7 protein-coding genes are annotated in these 18,815 nt (G+C 71.5%); all 7 read right to left on the bottom strand.

Features of this window, described 5'->3' with window-relative positions; all coding sequences use genetic code 11:
• Positions 1–56: 56 nt before the first annotated feature.
• The 7 genes from AC1DE0_RS06670 to AC1DE0_RS06700 all read right to left on the bottom strand — a co-directional run bounded on the left by AC1DE0_RS06670 (position 57) and on the right by AC1DE0_RS06700 (position 18,782).
• Positions 57–4,457, bottom strand: a complete 4,401-nt coding sequence (locus AC1DE0_RS06670; RefSeq protein ID WP_478098467.1) for an FtsK/SpoIIIE domain-containing protein — start codon at positions 4,455–4,457, stop codon at positions 57–59.
• Positions 4,454–7,177: a transglutaminaseTgpA domain-containing protein gene (locus AC1DE0_RS06675; RefSeq protein ID WP_478098469.1), complete on the bottom strand. Its 2,724-nt coding sequence runs from the start codon at positions 7,175–7,177 to the stop codon at positions 4,454–4,456. The genes AC1DE0_RS06670 and AC1DE0_RS06675 overlap by 4 nt, the downstream gene beginning before the upstream one ends.
• On the bottom strand, positions 7,174–8,601 hold the full coding sequence (locus tag AC1DE0_RS06680) for a DUF58 domain-containing protein (protein ID WP_478098471.1): 1,428 nt from the start codon (positions 8,599–8,601) through the stop codon (positions 7,174–7,176). Before AC1DE0_RS06680 ends, AC1DE0_RS06675 begins: the two co-directional genes overlap by 4 nt.
• A 46-nt stretch (positions 8,602–8,647) precedes the next feature.
• Positions 8,648–9,652, bottom strand: coding sequence for an AAA family ATPase (locus tag AC1DE0_RS06685; RefSeq protein ID WP_478098473.1), 1,005 nt, complete (start codon positions 9,650–9,652; stop codon positions 8,648–8,650).
• Positions 9,653–9,749: 97 nt separating this feature from the next.
• Complete coding sequence (locus AC1DE0_RS06690; RefSeq protein ID WP_478098475.1) at positions 9,750–16,067, bottom strand: Ig-like domain-containing protein; 6,318 nt, start codon at positions 16,065–16,067, stop codon at positions 9,750–9,752.
• The gene (locus tag AC1DE0_RS06695) at positions 16,064–16,897 is read right to left on the bottom strand and encodes a hypothetical protein (protein ID WP_478098478.1); all 834 of its coding nucleotides are present in this window, start codon (positions 16,895–16,897) and stop codon (positions 16,064–16,066) included. Before AC1DE0_RS06695 ends, AC1DE0_RS06690 begins: the two co-directional genes overlap by 4 nt.
• A gap of 178 nt (positions 16,898–17,075) precedes the next feature.
• Positions 17,076–18,782 (bottom strand): serine/threonine-protein kinase, encoded by a 1,707-nt coding sequence (locus tag AC1DE0_RS06700; RefSeq protein WP_478098480.1) that lies wholly within the window; start codon positions 18,780–18,782, stop codon positions 17,076–17,078.
• Positions 18,783–18,815 lie beyond the last annotated feature (33 nt).

Below are 18,815 nucleotides of genomic sequence, written 5' to 3' on the forward strand. Positions count from 1 at the left end.
CCGCAGGGCCCGTCGAGCTCCCTTGTGCAGCAATGCTTCTGGAGCTGTCGAGCACCTCACGGGTGGGCCACCTGGAGCAGCTCGAACTTGCCCTTCTCGATGATGAAACCGCGGCCCGGCGGCAGCTCGGCGCGGTTGAGCGCGGGCAGGTTGGCCTTGAAGACGGAGAGGCCCTCGTTGCCGTCGGGGTGCAGGGCCAGACCCGACCGTGAGGTCTTGAGCAGCGCCTGGAGCCCGAAGTTGCTGCTGAAGAACGCGGCCTCGCCCTCGGCCACGACGAGCTGGTCGTTGTCGACGCACGCCTTGGCGAGGGTGGTCAGGGAGTTCTCGGCCCCCGAAGGTGCGAGGTCGTCGATGCGCTCGACGAAGACCGCGACCGGGCGCGTGATGCGGCCCTCCTCGATCTCCTCGGCCAGGCGCATCGCCAGGGCCGAGGTGGGGCCGGCGCCGACGGCCGTCTCGGTCCAGATGCCGAGGTCGAGCAGCTCGGAGCTGCGCCGGGGCGTCATGAGGTAGAGGGCCGAGGCCGAGCTGAACCGGAACAGCGCGGCAGCGGTGGCCGCGACGGCCGTCGTGCGACCCGACCCGGAGGGACCGGTGATGATGAACGTGCCCTTCGGGTCGAAGCCGTGCGGCTCGAGCGAGCTGGACGCGACGCCTACGACGGGACGGCCGCCGAACTCCGACGGCAGGTCGCCCAGCGGGATGTCCTCGGCGAGGCTCTCGATGGGCGGGGCCTGGCTGACGCCGGCCTTGCGGGTGGCGTCGGCGAAGGCCTCGATCGCGGCCGCCTGGACCGTGACGTCGGACGAGCCGCCGAGCACCGCGACCTGCACCTCCGAGCCGGACATGAGCCCGCGCCCGGGCGGGGAGGCCATCGTGAGCACGTCACCCGGCACGCCGAAAACGGAGTAGTCGTCGAGGTTGCTCATGCGCAGGATGATCCGGCCCTGCACCGCGGCGGCGAGGTTGGTCGGCAGGCCGGTGCGCTGGTCGCTCGCGATGATGAAGTGCACGCCGACCGGGCGGCCGTCGGCCGCGAGACCGGCGAGCAGGTCGAGCCACTGGAAGCGACCGCCCACCTCGTACGCCTGTCGGAACGCGGTCATGCCGTCGATGAGCACGATCATGCGCGGCTCGTCGGCGCGGCCGGACAGGCGGCGGTAGTCGGTGATCGTCGCGGCGCTCACAGCCGAGTAGCGGCTGGCGCGCTCGTCGATCGTCGATCGAAGCATGCGCAGCAGCCTCGTGACCCGCTCGTGGTCGCCACCGGGCACGATCGAGCCGACGTGGGGCAGCGTCTCGAGCATCGCGAGTCCGCGGTTGCCGAAGTCGAGGCCGTAGACGTGGCAGGGGCCACCGCGCACGGTGTAGCCGGCCGCGACCGCCATCGAGCGGAGGAACACCGACTTGCCCGAGCCCGACGTCCCGTAGATCGCGATGTTGCCCTCCTTGTCGGGGCGGAACGCGACCTCGGGCTGGGCCTGGTTGTCGGGGTCGTCGGCGACACCGAAGACGAGCTCGTCGTCGCGGCGTTGGGTCGGCAGGGTGGCGAGGTCGTAGACGGGGCGCATGTCGGGCAGCCACGGCTTGCGCGGCTTCGGCAGCTCGGCCATCCGGGCGGCGCGGCCGAGGCTGGCCACGAGGCGCTGGATGTCGGTCGGACCGAGGTCGACGGCGTCGTCGCTGCCCTCGGCACGCGGCGGCTCCCACTCGACACCGGAGCCGAACGTCAGCGTCTCGACCTTCATGTCGGGGGGCGGCGGCACGTCGGACGTCCACCCGCCGGCATACCCCGTCTGGAAGGGGACGAGCCGTCCCGGACCGGTCTTGGACACGGCGCGACCGGGCAACGACGGGTCGAAGAACGCGGCCTCCTTGCTGCCGAGCACGTCGTCGGAGTCGTTCTCGTCGGCCATCCGCAGCGCCATGCGCAGGTTGGTGTTGGCGCGGAGGTTGTCCTTGATGACACCGGCCGGGCGCTGCGTGGCGAGGATGAGGTGCAGGCCGAGCGAGCGACCGCGCTGCGCGACGTTGACCACGCCGTCGACGAACTCGGGCACCTCCTGCACGAGGGCGGCGAACTCGTCGACGACGAGGATGAGCGACGGCGGGGCCTCGACCTCGCCGCGCCGCTCGAGCTCGAGCAGGTCCTTGGCCTTGTGCCGGGCGAGCAGGTGCTCGCGGTAGTGCAGCTCGGCGGCCAGGGAGGCGAGCGCCCGCCGGACCAGGTGCGGCGACAGGTCGGTGACGAGGCCGACGGTGTGCGGCAGCTTGACGCAGTCGCGAAAGGCCGAGCCGCCCTTGTAGTCGACGAGCAGGAAGGTGACCCGCTGCGGCGAGTGGGCGGCGGCCATGCCCAGGATCCACGCCTGCAGCAGCTCGGACTTGCCGGCGCCCGTGGTGCCGCCGACGAGAGCGTGCGGGCCGTCGGAGCGGATGTCGACCGAGAAGGTGCCTTGGCTCGACTGCCCGACGATGGCGCGCAGGTTGCCGGGCTTGCGGGGCAGCACGGCCGGGGCGTACGGGCCGGTGAGGATCGAGCGCGACTCGCCCCACTTCTCGATGACGGCCTCCTCGGAGCTGGCCAGGTCGGTGCCGGCCAGGGTGAGCAGCGAGACCGCGCGCGGCAGGTCGCTCGCGTCATCGACGGGCACGCCCGCGTCGACGACCGGCGCGAGCATGCGCGCGAAGGCCATCGCCTCGTCGTAGCCGACCCGGTCGACGGCGACCGGCTGCACCTGCTCGCCCGCCTGGACGTAGCCGGCCAGCGAGCTCTCGTCCTCGCTGACGACGAGGAAGGTGTGGCAGGCGGCGGGCAGCAGCTGCTGCGTCTCGGCGACCCACACCACGACGACGCCGTGCCGATGGCCTCGCTCGGCGATCGCGACGAGGCGGCTGCGGTCGATCGGGGCGTCGCCCTCGACGAGCACGAGGACCGTGGGACGGCTGGCCGTGGCGGCCTCCCGGTCGCTCGGGGAGCCCTTCGCGTCGACGATGTCCTCGAGCGCGTCGGCGAGCGCGGAGCAGGCGGGGGCGCTGGCGGCGAGGTGACCGGTGCCGATGGGGCTGTGGGGCGACGTCGTGTGCGGCAGCCACTTGAGGAAGTCCCAGTCGCGCGCCGAGCTGCCCGATGCGAACGCGCAGACCGCGAGCTCGGCCGGCGAGTGCAGGGCGGCGGTCTGGAGCACGACGGACCGCGCCGCCCCGAGGGCGTTGGCGCGCTGGCCGGCGACGCCGATGGCGCCGTCCGAGAGGGGAGTTGCGACGACGGGGACGTCGGGCAGCACCTCGAGCCCGCGCAGCTGCTCGGACACCTCGAGCCAGGCCTCGGCCTTGGACCGGCCCACGGCCGGCATCTTGATGGCCGACCGCGACGGCAGGGTGCCGAGGCCGAGCCGCAGCTCGGCGTAGCCGGGCACGTCACGTCGTCGGGTCCAGAGCAGGGCACTGCGGTCGCGCACCGCGACGAGGCACTCGGCCCCGCTCGGGTGCTCGCCCCGGCGGACCTGGCCCTCGACCTCGAGGGAGCCGCGGATGCGCTGCGAGAGCAGGCCGAGGTCCTCCTTGAAGTCGACCATCGCCTGAGCGAAGTCCTTCTTCTGCTGGCGCCGCGCCTCGTAGTAGGTGCCGGCCATCATCATCGGCATCATCAGCATGAAGATGATCGAGAAGGCGCTCCGGGTGATGAGGTACATCACGATGCCCATGAGCAGCGGCACGACCATGGCCACGAGCGGCATCGGCTGGATCTTGCCGCGCTCGGGCAGGTCGGGGACCTGGAACTCCTGGCCCTTGAAGAGCGGCGCGACGCGCGGTGATCGCGAGAACGCCACGGTGCCTGCGTCGCCGGAGAGGACCCCGCTGCCGGGGCGGCTCACCACGCCGTCGCCCTGCACGTGCACCTCGAGCTCGGTGTCGCCGAGGCGCACGACGTCGCCGCTCTTGAGGTGGGCGCGCGCCACCTGCTGCCCGCCCGCGGTGATGCCGTTGGCCGAACCGAGGTCGACGACCTCGACGACCTCCTGGATGACGAGCTTGGCGTGCTTGCGCGACACGGACTCGTCGCTCAGCTGGACCTCGCAGCCGCGCCCACGGCCGACGTATGCCGTGCCGCGGGCGAGCGGGAACTCCTTGCCCGCGTCGGGGCCCGACCGGATGTAGGCGACGGCGGCCGGGCGGCCGCGGTCGACGAAGCCCTCGCCGGCGCGCGTCACCGAGACGCGCATGCCCGACTGGAGCCCGCTCTCGGCGACCGTCGCCCGCGGGTCGAGGCCGCGCATGTCCTGGTCGACGAGGGCCAGCGTCATCGGTGCGTCGACCCCGAGCACGCTCGACCGGTTCGGGTCGGCGGCCGCGAGGAAGCCCGCGAGGTCGCCCACGGTCGTGGCCGAGTCGGTGGTCGCGACGAGATCGGTCTCCCGGTCACCGGACCGGAGGACGAACTTCAGCTTCACGCGTCACCCTTCTTGCCTGCCGTGCCTGCCGTGCCTGCCGTGCCTGCCGTGCCTGCCTTGGTCCTGCTCGCCCGTCCGGGCGCGCGGCGGCTCGCCCTGGTGTCACCGGGGGCGACCGTGCCGACGCCGGCTTTCGTGGTGCGGCCGCGTCTCCGGTTCGGTTCGGACCTGCCCTGGCCGCGTGAGGTGCGGCGCGCGGCGGGGCCGAGACCCGATCCGGTCGGTAGGTGGTCACGGAAGGTGCGCAGCGAGACGTCGGCCCTCAGGCGCTGCCAGAAGGACTGGCCGGATCGCAGCCGGCGACGTGCGGTGTCGACGTCGGCCCAGAAGGCCGCAACCTCCTCGGGGCTCGGCTCGTCGACGTCGAAGACGTGCCCGTTGGCGGCCGCGGCGACCGGCACGAGCGCCAGAGGTCGAGTGCTCACTCTCACCTCGTCAGGAGGTTGGGTGGCCGTCGCCGGGTCGGGGGAAAGGTGAGCACTCGACGTGGGGGCGCCCATGAGGGCGCCGTCGACGACGACGCTGGGCTTGGACGGCGGGGGGCCGTCGACGTGCAGCTCGAGCGCGCGGGCCTGCTCCAGGCGGGTTCCCTTGGCGGGCAACGGCATCCGCAGGTCACGCGCGGTGTCGATGATCTCGCGCCAGCCACCGGTGACACGCGCGGCCGTTTCACCTGTCGTGCGCCGACGACGTCGACGCAGCCACTTGGTCCCGCGGATCACGCCGTAGACCAGGAGCAGGACCGCGAGCGGGATCAGCACGTAGAAGATGAGCCAGCGCAGCCAGTCCGGCCAGTTGTCGGGGTTGAGGGGGTTGTCGTCCTTCGGCGGGTTGCGCAACTGCGTCGCGTTCTGCGCCTGGTCAGGCCCCTGGAGCACGCTCGGCGGGTTGTTCGCCGCGGGTGGCGGCACCTGCGCGCCGGTCTTCTTCTCCTCCGACTTGCGGATCAGCTGCTGCGGCTTCTTGTTGCGCTCGGGCACGAACTGGGTGGCCAGGATCGGCATCCACGAGTCGTCGGCGAGCTTGACCTCGACCCACGCGCGGACATCCTTGCCCTTGACGACTCCACCGGCCTCGGGGATCGCACCCAGCACGACGCGGGCCGGGACACCGAGCCGGTTGGCGACGAGCGCGTACGCGGCGGCGTACTGCTCGTCGTTGCCGGCCAGCTGGGTCGACTTCATGAACTGGCTCATCCTCAGCAGGCTGTGGCCGGGGAGGAAGACGTTCTGGTAGTCGCCGGGCGTTCCACCGTCGGTGTAGGCACCGTCCTGGAGGGCCTTGGCGACGGCCGCGACCTTCTCCCACTGGCCGTCGACGCGGTCGGTCCACGGCGTCACCTTGTCGTCGAGGAACGTCAGCGCCGACGCGTCGACGGTCGAGCCGTCGGCGACGTCGACGGTCTTGGGCAGGTCCGTGGGCGGGGCCTGGACGAAGGCGCTGACGGTGTACTCGTCACCAGCGCCGAGCTTCACGGGGAGCACGCCGGTGTTGGTGTCGATGTTGAAGCGCAGGTCGTCGGAGAGCTGGTCGCGGCGCGTCCCGCCGAAGTCGACCCCGGTGACCGTGCCGAACGTGGGCAGCCACACGTCGCTGTAGCCGCCCGCGGGCACCGACACGGTGGCCGTGACCTCCTGGCCGGGACCCTCGGCGCCGATGTGGGTGCCGACCTTGCGGAAGCTCGTGCCCTCGGGGACCGGACCGTCGCCGAGGTTCGCGAAGTTGCCGGCGCCCCAGACGAACCCGTCGTAGGAGTCGAGCGCCGCGAACCGCAGCGGCACGTTGGCGGGAAGGCCCTTGACGGTGAGCAGTGTCTTGTCGAACTGCTTCGCCCCGTTGGGCTCGGTGTACTGGCGGAAGCCCGCGAGCGGTGAGGCGTACTGGCTCACGTCGAACGGTGGGGTGAGTGAGGAGCGGAAGACGGTGCGGCTGTGGTCAGCGCCGGGAAGCATCGGCCCGACGAAGAAGCCGCCCACGGTCGCGACGGCGAGCAGGGCCGCCGTCGTCAGGGCGCGGGTGGTGCGGCCCGCGCCGTTCTGCAGCGCCGGGCGGTTGCGGTTGCTGCGCAGGGCCGTCCAGCCGATGGCCACGAGGGCGAAGACCGCGCCCTGGAGGAGCACGGCGGCCGGGGTCGGCGTGCCGAGCACGATCGAGGCGACCAGCAGCGCGACCGGCGCGACGAGCGCGAGGACGGCACCGGGCCAGCGACGCGCGACACCGAACGTCAGGGCGGCGCCGACGAGGCCGAAGAGAAACGGCAGCGCCATGTACGGGCCCTCGGAGTCCACCGGTGGCAGGGCCGTGAGCAGCTCCTTCCAGCCCGGGACCGCCATGTGCACGAGGGTCGCGAACGTCGACCCCGAAGGCAGGAACCCGGCGACGAGGTCCTCGCGCACGGCGATGGGCCCGGCCAGGAGCAGGTAGGAGACGGCTACGGCGAGCAGCGTCACGACCCCGAAGGCGCGGAAGGCCGCCCCCGCGTGGCTCACGAGCAGGCCGATCAGCAGGCCGGCGAGACCGACCCACAGCCAGCCGAGGCCGAAGAAGGTCGTGCGGAAGCCCACGAGGGCGATGCCGACGAGAGCCACCGTGAAGCCCGCGTCGACGAGCTGCGGGACGGTCGGCCGCAGCTTCGCCAGCTGGGCGCTGGTGCGCTCGCGCAGGCTCGGCGGGCGAACGAGCGCACTCGGCGGCGGGGCGGAGATTCCGGACTGGCTCATCGGGCGACTCCGGTGAACAGGAGGGGACGGAGATCCTCGAGCGCGCTCAGCGTGAGGATGGTGAGGCCACCGCCGCGGCGCAGGCCGTGGTCGGCCAGCGGGTCGACCACGACGATGACGCGCGTCACCTCGGGCGGGAACTGCCCGGCCGCGCGCTGCAGCTCGATGAAGGGTCGGTGCGGGCCGGTGACGAGGAAGACCGTGGAGGTGTCCGGCGCGAGGTCGGTGGCATCGAGGCTCACCGCGAAGAGATCGATCGGCCCCGGCTCGACGCGCGACATGGCGTCGAGGCCGACCTGCGGCACCGACTTGGTGACCTTCTGCGCACCGCAGACCATCGTGCAGTCCTGCTCGTCGAGCATGACGCGGACCATGATCGAGGACCCCACCGAGATCGCCGTCTCGACGTCCGCCTGGACGGCCGTCGGCGCGTTGGCCGCCATGACGTCGCGTTCGACGTCGCGGTCGGTGCGCCCGGTCTTGCCGTGACCCGAGCGGTACTGCTCCGGGTCTGGGTCGACGATCACCGTGACGTGGGAGCGCCGCGTGTCGAGGAACTGCCGCACGAGGAGCCGGCCGGCCTTGGCCGAGCTGCGCCAGTGGATGTAGCGGCGGTCGTCGCCCGGCTGGTACTCGCGCAGCGCGTGGAAGGCGAGGTCGCTCATCGAGACGTCCTCGGTGGTGCTCCCTTCGAGGTCTCGCAGCAGGCCGGCGCCGAGCGACTCGAGGGCGACGGTGCGCGGGTGGACGAAGAGCTCGGTGCGCTCGGTCCACGTCAGGGTGCGGCGCATGAGGCCGAGCGGGTCGCCCTGCACGGTCGTCGCCGGTCCGACCTGGATGACGCCGCGGCGCGAGGTCGGGACGACGAAGAGCTCCTCGTGGGCGTTGCCCGGGGTCAGAGCCGGAAGGACGAACCGGGCCGCCGACAGGCCGACGGGCAGCTCGACGAGGATCGGCAGCATCGGCGTGCGAGCCTCGTTGGTCACCAGGATGCGGCCGGTCGCGGGGTCACCGACGACGACGCGTCGAGGATCCACCTCGGCGAGGATGCGCACCTTCGTGCGTCCGAGCGCGAGGGCGAAGCACACGACGAAGAGCACGAGGGCGGCCGCAGCCACCATGAGCAGCTCGGTCCAGCCCCATCGGGCACCGACCAGCCAGCAGACGAGGCCGAGCGCCAGGATCGTCCAACCCAGCGGCGAGATCCAGCGGAGCACGCCGGCGACCGGGCGCCAGACCCCCTGCGTCTGGTCGGCCACCTGCTCGATCGAGCGGGTGATCGGCTGGGTGATCTGGCGGATGCCGCGGCTCGTCGCCCCGGTGACGGCGGGCGCGGCTGCACCGGCCGACGCTCCCCGGCGCGACGGCATACGGAAGCGGCCGCCGCGGCGCGACGGCGCGGCCCCCTGGTCCTGCTGGGTCATGCGGTCCCCTTGCTTGCTTCTGCGATCTGTCGCGGGCCGGGCTCGGTCAGGCCGACGCGCGCTCGGCCGGCGGCGCGATGTCGGCGAGGATCTGGTCGATGCACTGCTCGACCGTGGTGCCCGCGAACTGCGCCTCGGCATTGAGCAGCAGACGGTGGCTGAGCACCGGCTGGGCGAGCAGCTTGATGTCGTCGGGGACGACGTAGGTGCGGCCCTGGCTCGCGGCCCACGTCTTCGCGCAGCGCACGTAGGCGAGGCAGCCACGCACCGAGAGGCCGAGCTTGAGGTTCGGGTGGCGGCGGGACTCCTCGGCGATGCGGCTGACGTAGCCCAGGATCGCCGGGTCGACATGCACCTCGTCGGCGAGCTTGCTCATCTCGACGATGACGTTGCTCGCGATGAGCGGGCTCAGCGTCTTGGCGCGGTCACGGGTCTTCGCATCGGCGAGGACGGCGATCGTCGCCTCGTGGTCGGGGTAGCCGACGCTCGCCTTCATGAGGAAGCGGTCGAGCTGCGCCTCGGGCAGGCGGTACGTGCCGGCCTGCTCGATGGGGTTCTGCGTCGCGATGACCATGAACGGCTCACCGACCGAGTGCGGCTTGCCGTCGATCGTGACGCGCCCCTCCTCCATGACCTCGAGCAGCGCCGACTGCGTCTTCGGCGAGGCGCGGTTGATCTCGTCGGCCAGCACGATGGTCGCGAAGATCGGGCCGGGGTGGAACTCGAACGCCTGCTTCGTCGGCTCGTAGATCGTCACGCCCGTGACGTCCGACGGGAGCAGGTCGGGCGTGAACTGGATGCGGCTGTGCGTGCCCTGCACCGTCGCCGACAGCGCGCGGGCGAGCTGCGTCTTGCCGGTGCCGGGGAAGTCCTCGAGGAGCATGTGGCCCTCGGAGAGCAGGCAGGTCAGGGCGAGCCGGGTCACGTGCTGCTTGCCCAGGACGGCCTTCTCGATGTTGCCGACGAGCTGGTCGAAGGTGTGGGCGAACCAGGTGACCTGCTCCTGCGTGATCTGGTTCGTGACGTGACCGGTGGTGGGAGTGGCCGTCATGGGTGTCGTTCTCCTGTCAGGTGTTTCATCGTTCGGGGCGTATGCCGTGTGGCTGTGTGGCTGGGTCGGGGCGGCGCTGCCGCGGGGGTGCGCGGCGTCACCCCCATGGGTTCTTGGTCGCGGAGTCCCGTCCGTTGGAGCCGGTGCAGGTCACCGTCACCGACTGGTTGGGATAGCCGAGGAACTTGCCGGAGTTGTTGCGTCCGTTCGCCGGTCTATGCGTGCCCGACGAGCCGTTGTCGGGCAGCGACCACCCGCTGACCGAGCAGCTGATGGCACCCTCGAAGTTCTGCAGCTCGTAGCCGATGTGGTTGCAGTTCGTGCCGCACTCCTTGCCCTGGGCCGGGTCGAAGCAGCCCGTCGTGCCGCAGGCGGTGCCCTTGTAGACGCTCAGCACCTTCGGGTTCGGCTTCGGGTCGGTCGTGCCGGTCACGAAGGCGGTCCAGGGTCCGGGACCCGAGTCCTGGGCGATGGCCCGGACGCGGATCTTGCGCGACGTGGAGTAGCCGAGCCCGCCGAACGTCGTCGAGTGGGTGCCCGACCCGACGGTGGTGTTGCGGTCTCCGTCGATCTCGTAGCCGGTGATCGGACGGCCGTTGTTGGCGGCCGTGCCCCACGAGAACGTGATGCTGTTGTTGTCGTGCGTCTCGCGCAGGTTGGGCACGCCCTGCGTCGGGCCGTACGGGTGCACCCGGATGGCGTTGGACATCGGCGAGCAGTAGCCCGCGGAGTTGCACGCCCGAATCGCGATGGTCCTCGACGTGGTGTCGAGCGGACGTGTTGTTCCGGCCGACGGGCAGGAGCCGCCGGAGCACGGGAACGAGCCGGTGACGCCGTCGGTCGTCCAGTGGATGCGGTCGTAGGAGGCCGCATGCGCCGACCCGACACGGAAGGTGACGTCGATGGTCTGGTCGGGGCGCGGTGTCGACGCCGTGAGCAGCGTCGGGGTGTCGGGGTAGCCGTTGGCGACGTAGGACGAGAAGTTCGCCCTGTCGGAGGTGGCCGGGCCGCCGTTGGTGGCGGTGACGGTGTACTCGGCCTGCTGGCCCTCGTAGGGGATCGTGTCGCTGGCCGTCCGCGACTCGCCACCCGAGCGGGTCGCGATGAGGTTCCACGCGCCGCCCGCAGTGCGCCGGTAGACGTCGTACTGGGTGATCGGCGGACCGTTGGGGTCGGTGGCCGGCCAGGAGATCGCCACCTGGGCGTTCGTCTCACCGGGCACCGGGGTGCGTGGTGAGAGCGACGGGGCCGGCACGTTTGCCGGCTTGCCGAACGACTGCGCCTTGACCGTGGGACCGAACGGGCCCCAGCCGGCGCCGTTCTTGGCCTGGACGCGGATGTCGTAGGCGTCGTTGTTGATCAGGCCCGTCAGCACCTTCGTCAGCGCCGGGGCCTTGACCGGCACGATGCCGCCCGAGCCGGCGCTGGTGCCGATGTCGGTGTACTGGACGCGGTAGTCGGTGACGTCGCTGCCCTCGTTGGGCGGCGTCGTCCAGTTGACCGTCAGCTTGCGGTCGCCCGGCACGACGTTGGTGATGACCGTCGCCTTCGGCTTGGTGTCGGGACGGACGGTGTTGCTCTTCGGGCTCTCGTCGGACCATCCGACCGCGTTCTGCGAGCGCACGGTGAAGGAGTAGTCCTTGCCGTTGGTCAGCCCGGTGAGGGTGCACGGCGAGCTCGTGCACACCTGGCGCACCTCACCGCCGTTGCCGATGACCTCGTACTGCGCGATGGGCAGTCCGCCGTCGTAGGCCGGCGGGCGCCAGTCGACGCGGGCGGTGCTGCCGAGGATCCGGTCGGCGACGGCCACGGGCGCGGCGGCAGGGTCGGGCTTGCTGCGGACCGTGACGGTGACCTGGCCGAGGGCCGCCGGCCGACCGGGTGCGTCGAGGACACGGAGGGTGACCTTGGTGTCGTTGCGGGCCTTGTCGGACGCCGTGACCGTCAGCTGGCAGCCGCTCGTCGACGCCGTCACGCCGACGCCCGAGACGACCTGGCTCGACTGGACCGAACACTGCGGCGCGGTCAGTGGGCTGTCGAGGTACTGGGCGAGGTTCACCGTGCGGCTGGTGCCGGCGATGAGACCCTCGACCGTGACGGGTCGCATGGTCGCGATCGGGGGTGCGCTCGTGACCCGGACCTTGATCTTGAAGGTGTCGGCGCCTCCCTTGGCCTTGACCGCGACCGCTCCGGTCGTGCCGGCCTGGGCGGCGGCCTGGGCCCTGAGGACGACCTGCCGACCGCCCTGACCGACCTGCGACAGGTCGACGCGGTCGGCAGCCGGCTCCCAGGTGGCCTCGTAGGCCGCGGTGCCGGCGGCGAGGCCGTCCGGGAGCCACGCGTGGCAGAGGCGCGGGATGTCGAAGGTGCGCGCCGGGCCGTCGGCCGCGAGCAGCACCTCGTGGTCGGGGCAGCGAAGGACGGGCACGTCGGGTCCGATCTGGACCGGCAGCGTCACGTAGGTCTTCTGGGCGGCCTTGTCGCTGGGGCCGGTGGCGTTGGTGACCTCGAGCATGAGTGCAGCCGGCCCGACGTAGCCGTTCGTCGAGGTGAGCGTGAGCTCTGTCGCCGACGTGACTGCGGACTGGAGGTTCTCGTCGGGCGAGGTCGACACGGTGTCGGGCGTGGTGACCGACACCGTGCCGCCGCGCGGGTCGATGACGTAGTCGCCGAGCGGCACCTTGACGGTCGAGTCGGCGCCCATCTTCACGGTCTTGCCCGCCACGACGTACGGCTGGCCGTTGTTGCCCGCCGGGACGTAGATGAGGGCCATCGCCTGGGCGCCGTCGGCGTCCTCGATGACATACGGCACGACGCGGGCCTGGGGACGCAGCGCGATGCGCAGCTTGCGACCCTCGCGCGTCACGCCGTCGCCGTAGAACTTCACGATCTTCAGCTGTGCCTGGTCGCCGTCGAGGTCGCGGTCGTTGGCGAGGGCGTCGACGAGGATCGAGGTCTCTCCGGGCTTGGCGGTCCCGGTGTCGTCGACAGCCGTCGGCGGGTTGTTGAAGTCCTTCTGGCCGCGCACCGTCAGGGTCGACTTGGACGGGTCGAAGAGGCCGTTCGTGATGCCGTAGGTCAGCACCTTGGCCGGGCCCACCTCGGGCACGACGACCTTGAAGGAGTCGTCCTTCTGACGCTGGAACTGCTTGAGGACGTCGGCGTCGTTGAGCGACGAGAGGTCGACGAAGGAGACGGAGTCACCGTCGGCGATGAGGTCGTTGGCGAGGACGTCGGCACGGACCGTGCGGCCCGGTGCGGCGACGACGTCGTCCTCGACCGCCACCGGCGGCTGCGGGTCACCGGGCTGGACGACACCGACGCGCACGAAGCCGTCGCTCGTTCCCCCGAACCGGTCGCGCAGCTGGTAGCGGATGACCTCGGTGCCGGCGCTGCGGGGGTAGGCCTCGTAGCGGATCGTCGCCGCGCCGAAGCCGACGACGCGACCGAACCGAAGGTCCACCGGGCCGTTGTCGTCGCCGACGATGCCGCTGACGAAGGTCAGGTCACCGTCGGGGTCGACGCCACTCGTCGGCACCGTGATCGACAGGGTGTCGCCGGCCGTGACGCTGGCGCTGAAGCTGCGAGCCTGGGGCGGCTGGTTGGGGCTCTTCACCGGGTCGGGCAACGGGTTGATCGTGACCGTGATGCGGCCGGTCTGACCGCGCGAGCGCAGGCCTTCGGGATAGGTCGTGTACTCGAGGATCGCGCTCTTGGGGCCCGCCATCGGGGTGACCTCGGGGACGTAGCGCACGACGGTGCCCGACGCGAAGGCCTGGCCGCCGCCCGAGAGCACCCGCACCTCGGGGGCGAGCTTGAGCGGGATGCCCTCGCTCATCGAGTCGTTGTCGAGCGCCGGGATCGTCACGGCGTCGCCGACGCGGACCGTGGCGACGTCGTCGACGACGGTCGGCAGGACCTTGTTCTTGGGCTCGGGCTTCTGCACGACGGACAGCTCGCCGACGGCGGTCTTCGTGCCGTCGGAGATCGTGTAGCGGACCGTGCCCTGGCGGGTCTCGTTGCCGGTGACGGGGGCCGTGGCCTGCACCCGGACCCAGCGGCCCTGCACGATCGAGGCCCGGAGCCACGCCTGCGAGGTCTCGACGCGCTGGACGACGAGGACGTCGCTTCGCGGGCTGTAGTCGTTGGACAGGACGTCGGCGATGACGGGCGTCTGGCCCCGGACGACGGCTGCGTCGGGGGTTGTGACGGGCGGCGCGTCGTTGTCTTTGTCGGGCAGGATGTCGACGCGAATGCGCCCCGTGGCGACGCCCGCTCCGACCTGTGCGGTGTAGGTCACGACCGAGGTGCCGGGCGTCTGACCCGTCACGGTGACGACACCGGTGTCGAGGTTGGAGTCGAGCCGCAGCTGGCCCGGGCCACGGACCGCCTGGGCGAGACGCATCCGTGCCTCGGGGTCGGTCGGGTCGGCGCCGGCGATGTCGTTGCCGAGCGGCTGGAGCTGGACGGGCTTGCCGACGACGGCGCGCACGACGTCGGGCTGCGTGCGCGGACGGACCGGCTTCGTGTCGTCCTCGCTCAGCACGTCGAGGCTGACCGAGGACTGGGCGGTGCCGCCACGACCGTCGTCGACGACGTACTTGGCGACCTGGTCGCCCTTCTGGCCCTGCGCCTTGATCGTGAGGGCGCCGGAGCCGTCGACGCCGGTGGTCTCGACATCGACCGGGGTCACCTGGATCGGGTCGTTCTCGGCGTCGCGCCAGTCGGCCACGACGCCGACGCGCACGGAGCCGTTCGCGACGACGGGGTAGGACGACTGCGCGAGGCGAGCCTGCCCGGTGCGCAGCTTGGGAGCCGAGTTCACGTCGTCGGTGACGATGCGGACGGTGACCTTCGCCGTGGCGCGGCCGTTCTTGGCGGTCGTGCCGTTGTTGACGGTGTAGCTGAAGGAGAAGCCCTCGGCGCGCACCTCGTCGGGGACCGTCACCTGGACGGTCTGCCCGTCGGCCGACGGCGTCGCCTGGATGCCGGCCACGTCGGGCTGCGTGACGTCGCCGGGCGAGATCGCGAGGATCGAGCCCTGGCTGTCGGAGTCGTTGTCGAGGACGTGGAGCGTCGACGTGCGCCCGGGCCGCACCTGCATGACGTCGGGCTGCGCCTTGGGCGGCGTCCGGTTCTGCTGGTCGTCGAGGAGGTTCTCGTCCTTCTTCTTGTTCTTGTCGTCGGTCTGCGGCGGCGGGATGACCGAGTTCCAGTTGTCGATCTTGACCTTGTCGCGGTCGATGTCCCACACGTCGCCGGAGTCCAGGTCGTTGAGCACGATGAGGCCGCGGTTGACGCGGAGCTTCACGCCGTCGCTGCGTACGCCCTTCTTCATCGCCCCGAGGTCGACGGTGTCGGCGTCGGTGGGCGAGCCGCAGTTGCGGCCGTAGTAGACGTTCGAGGCGCCGGCCCATGCGGCGTGGATGCAGCTCGCAAGTCGGACGGGGGCGGAGAGGTAGAGCTGCTGTCCCGGCGCGCCCTGGCCGAGCTTGACGCCGCCGGTGGTCGGGCTGTCACCGGTGAGCGACACCTGCGCCAGCTGCGACTCGTCCTGGATGAGCACCGAGGCAGCGTCGGGCCCCGGCTGCTGCAGCGCAGCGAAGGCGGGGTTGCCCGGTTCGGCGCTGCCCACCGACAGCTGCTGAGGCTCGGCCAGCGCGTCGGAGTAGAGCTTGCCCGTGCCCGAGTCCCACACGACCCAGTGCGTGCCGACGGCCGTGACCTGCCCCGACTTCGAGGAGAACTTCAGCTCGGTCGTGACGGGCTTGTCGAAGGCGCCGGCGCCCTTGGGCCGCAGGACGGTGATCGTGCCCTTCACCGCCGAGAGCGCGTAGACGCTGCCGTCGACCCCGACGGCCACGGCCGCGTTGCCGCCCACCTTCGCCAGCGGCTTGGCCTGGGTCTGCAGCCCGTCGAGGCCGCTGACCCCGGACCGCTCGTCGAAGCGCTGGGCGCGCAGCTCGCCGGTGGCCGGGTCGATCATCGCGATGCTGCCGCCACGAACGTCGATCGGCGGGGTCGTGAAGACGCGGTTGCCGGTCGCCGTGCTCGCCTTGGGCAGCAGGACCGCCTGCTCGGTGCGGAGCGTCCCCTCCGAGGGGTTGATCGGGACGACCTGGTTGCTCGCCCGCGTGTAACCGACGACGGCCGCCCCGTCCTGGAACATGTCGAGCCCCGAGCTGGCGCTCACGTCGGCGTAGACACCGGCGTCGAGCTGGCCCGCCGCCTTGTTGATGCGCCCGAAGCGCGACTGCTCGGAGTTGGTCACCCAGACGCCGCCGTCGTTGAGGTCGGCCTTGCGGACGATCTCGCCGTCGCTGCGGGTCGCGAGCCAGACGAGCAGGCTCGCGACGAGGGCGACGACGACGGTGGAGATGATCCCGATCCGTCGCTTGGTGGCGGCGGTGCTCATGCGATCCCCTGTTCGGTCGCGGCCAGCCGGCCGGACCTGTTCTCTTCGGTGCGTGGCGTGTGGTCCGGTGCGGTGTGGCCACCCGGGGCGGCTGGTTCGGCTGGTTCGGCCGGGTCGGCCGGGTCGTCGATGAGGGCGAGGTCGTCCTCGGTGACGAGCTTGGTCGAGAGCGCGTGCTCGACGAGGCGGGACTTGCGGTTGGTGGCGAGCTTGCCCACCCCACCGTGGAGGCCCCTGGTGCCGGCGTCGGCCAACTTCTGGCAGACGTTGTCGAGCTTGCGGTTGAAGCGGGTGATGGTCCAGCCGAGGCGTTCGGCCGCTGCAGCCGAGGAGGGAATCTGGTTCGTACCCGCTTCACGCCGGCGGAGGAACGGCTCGCACAGGGCGATGATGAGCAGCTTCTGGTCGGGCGTCAGCGAGACGCGGCCGACGGTCGCGGCGCCGACCTCGTCGCCGTCGCCCGGCTCGGCCGGGGCGTCGGTCGTCACGGACTTGAACGCCGGGCTCGCGACGTGGATCTCGAAGTCGTAGGTGGTCGGGCCGGCGGTGAACCAGACGATGAGCTTGCGCATCGCGAGCGGGATCTTGGCGCCGGGGTTGAGCCAGGCCTGGAAGAGTCCCTGCTCGTCGGCGACGGTCGCAGTCAGCGTCGAGCCGGTGTTGCTGAGCCACCAGAAGCCGTTCTCGAACGAGACGAGCAGGAAGCTGCGGTGCAGATAGGGGTTGTCGTCGACCTCGACGTCGCCGGTGCGGCCGATGGTGAGACCGGTGTCGGCGGACACGGAGTACTCCTCGCCGCAGAACACGACGCTCACCTTGCTGTGGATCACGATCAGGTCCCCTAATCCCTGTCGAGGCGCACGCCTGCCGGCACTCGCGGTCAACGATGTCCGGCCGTGCGACGTTACGGAAGTCTGTGGTGGTTTGCAGAGGTCTGGGTCGAGGCTGCCGCCCCGCCCGGTCGATGTCCACCCGCCGGCATACTCAGCCGCCCTGCGGGCCCGCGCCTCACTGCGCGGTCTCGCACTGGACGTCCGAGCCCGGGGAGACCTGCCCCGACCGGGAGACGCGCACCGTCGCGCACACCTTCGTGCCCTTGGCGGCCCTGACCTTGTAGCTGCGGGTCGTGACCGAGACGCGCTTCGCGACGTCGGGGTTCCCCGCATCGGAGACCGAGGCGCCGTAGGACACCCGGAAGGTGTCCGAGGTGTCGGGTTGCGGGTAGCTCCACGTGAAGCTGACGCTGCCGACGCCCGACTTCGCCGTGACGTTGGGCTTGTCGAAGACGCCGTCACCGATGGCGCTGTCGTCGCCCGGCATCGAGACGGTCGCGCTCGGTGTCGGGGTGGCGACGGGGTCGTCGGCGCCCGGGCGGACCACGAGGAACACGACGAGACCGAGCAGCACCACGAACCCCGCCACCAGGCCCCACAGCAACCCGGGCTTCCCCAGAGGCGACGATGCTGGTGGTGCGGGCGCTGGATCTGCTTGTGTGCCAACCGTGCTCGCAGCACGGCGTACGGTCGCCTCGTCGGACCCGTCAGCCCCGAGCGGCGTCGTGGGGCTCGAGACCGGGTCGGTGACGGCGGTGGCGCGCACCGCAGCACCCCCGGACGTACGCGTGGGGCTGGGCACGGGGGCCGGTGACCACCGCTGCCCATCGGCCTCCGAGCGGCGGCGTGTCTCATCGTCGAGCGTCGACGATGACGAAGGCGATGGCGCTGCCGGCTGCGCGACGACGGTCTGCGGGGCCTTGATGCGGGTGCGGTCGTCCTCGTCGCCGCCGCGCCCGGTGGGCGAGCCCTGGGTCTGGCTGACGAGGGTGGTGTGGCCCTGCTCGTCGAGCACGACGATCGGCGTGCGCGCGAGACGCTGCTGCTGCTCGACGGCCTGGAGGGCGCGGGCGAACTCGAGCGCCGACGTCGGGCGGTGCGCCGAGTCCTTGGCCATCGCCTGGGCCAGCAGGCGCTCGAGACCCGCCGGCACGTCCTGGCGGCCCGTGCGCGGGGGTGCGGTGCTGCGGATGCGCGGCATCAACGCATACGCGGAGTTGTCGCCGCCGGGGACCTCGAACGGCGACCGGCCCACGAGCAGCTGCCACAGCGTGGCCGCGAGCGAGTAGACGTCGGAACGCTCGTCGCCGTTGCTCTGGCCATAGAGGACCTCGGGCGGCGCCCACGGGACGGAGACGCCGACGTCATCGGTGGTCTCGACCTCGACCTCGCCGTCGCGGGCGCCGCGGCCGGCGATGCCGAAGTCGGTGAGGCCCGGCGCACCGTAGGCGCTGATGAGCACGTTGGCCGGCTTGATGTCGCGGTGCGTGATGTGGGCCCGGTGGGCGGTCTCGACGGCGCTCGAGAGCTGGATGCCGGTGCGCAGGACGTCCTCGACCGAGAACCGCTCGGCCCGTGCCCGCATGGCGAGGTTGGGCGGCGGGTAGTACTTCATGACGAGGTAGGGGCGACCGTCGTCGGACGTGCCGGAGCGGAAGACCTGGACGATGTACGGATGGTCGCCGAGGGCGGCCATCGTGTCGGCTTCCTCGACGAACTGCTGTCGCAGCGAGTCGGTCAGCCCCTCGGACTTGAGCACCTTGACCGCCACCGGCATGCGGGGGCTCTGCTGCTCGTAGAGGTAGACGTCGGCGTAGCCGCCCGAGCCGAGCGGCTGGACGAAGACGAGGCCCGGGATCTTGGGGGGTGCGCCCTTCTTCACGACGAACCCCCTTGGACCCGCTGCGGGTTCGCT

It is taken from the genome of Terrabacter sp. 05T424 (assembly GCF_056396225.1).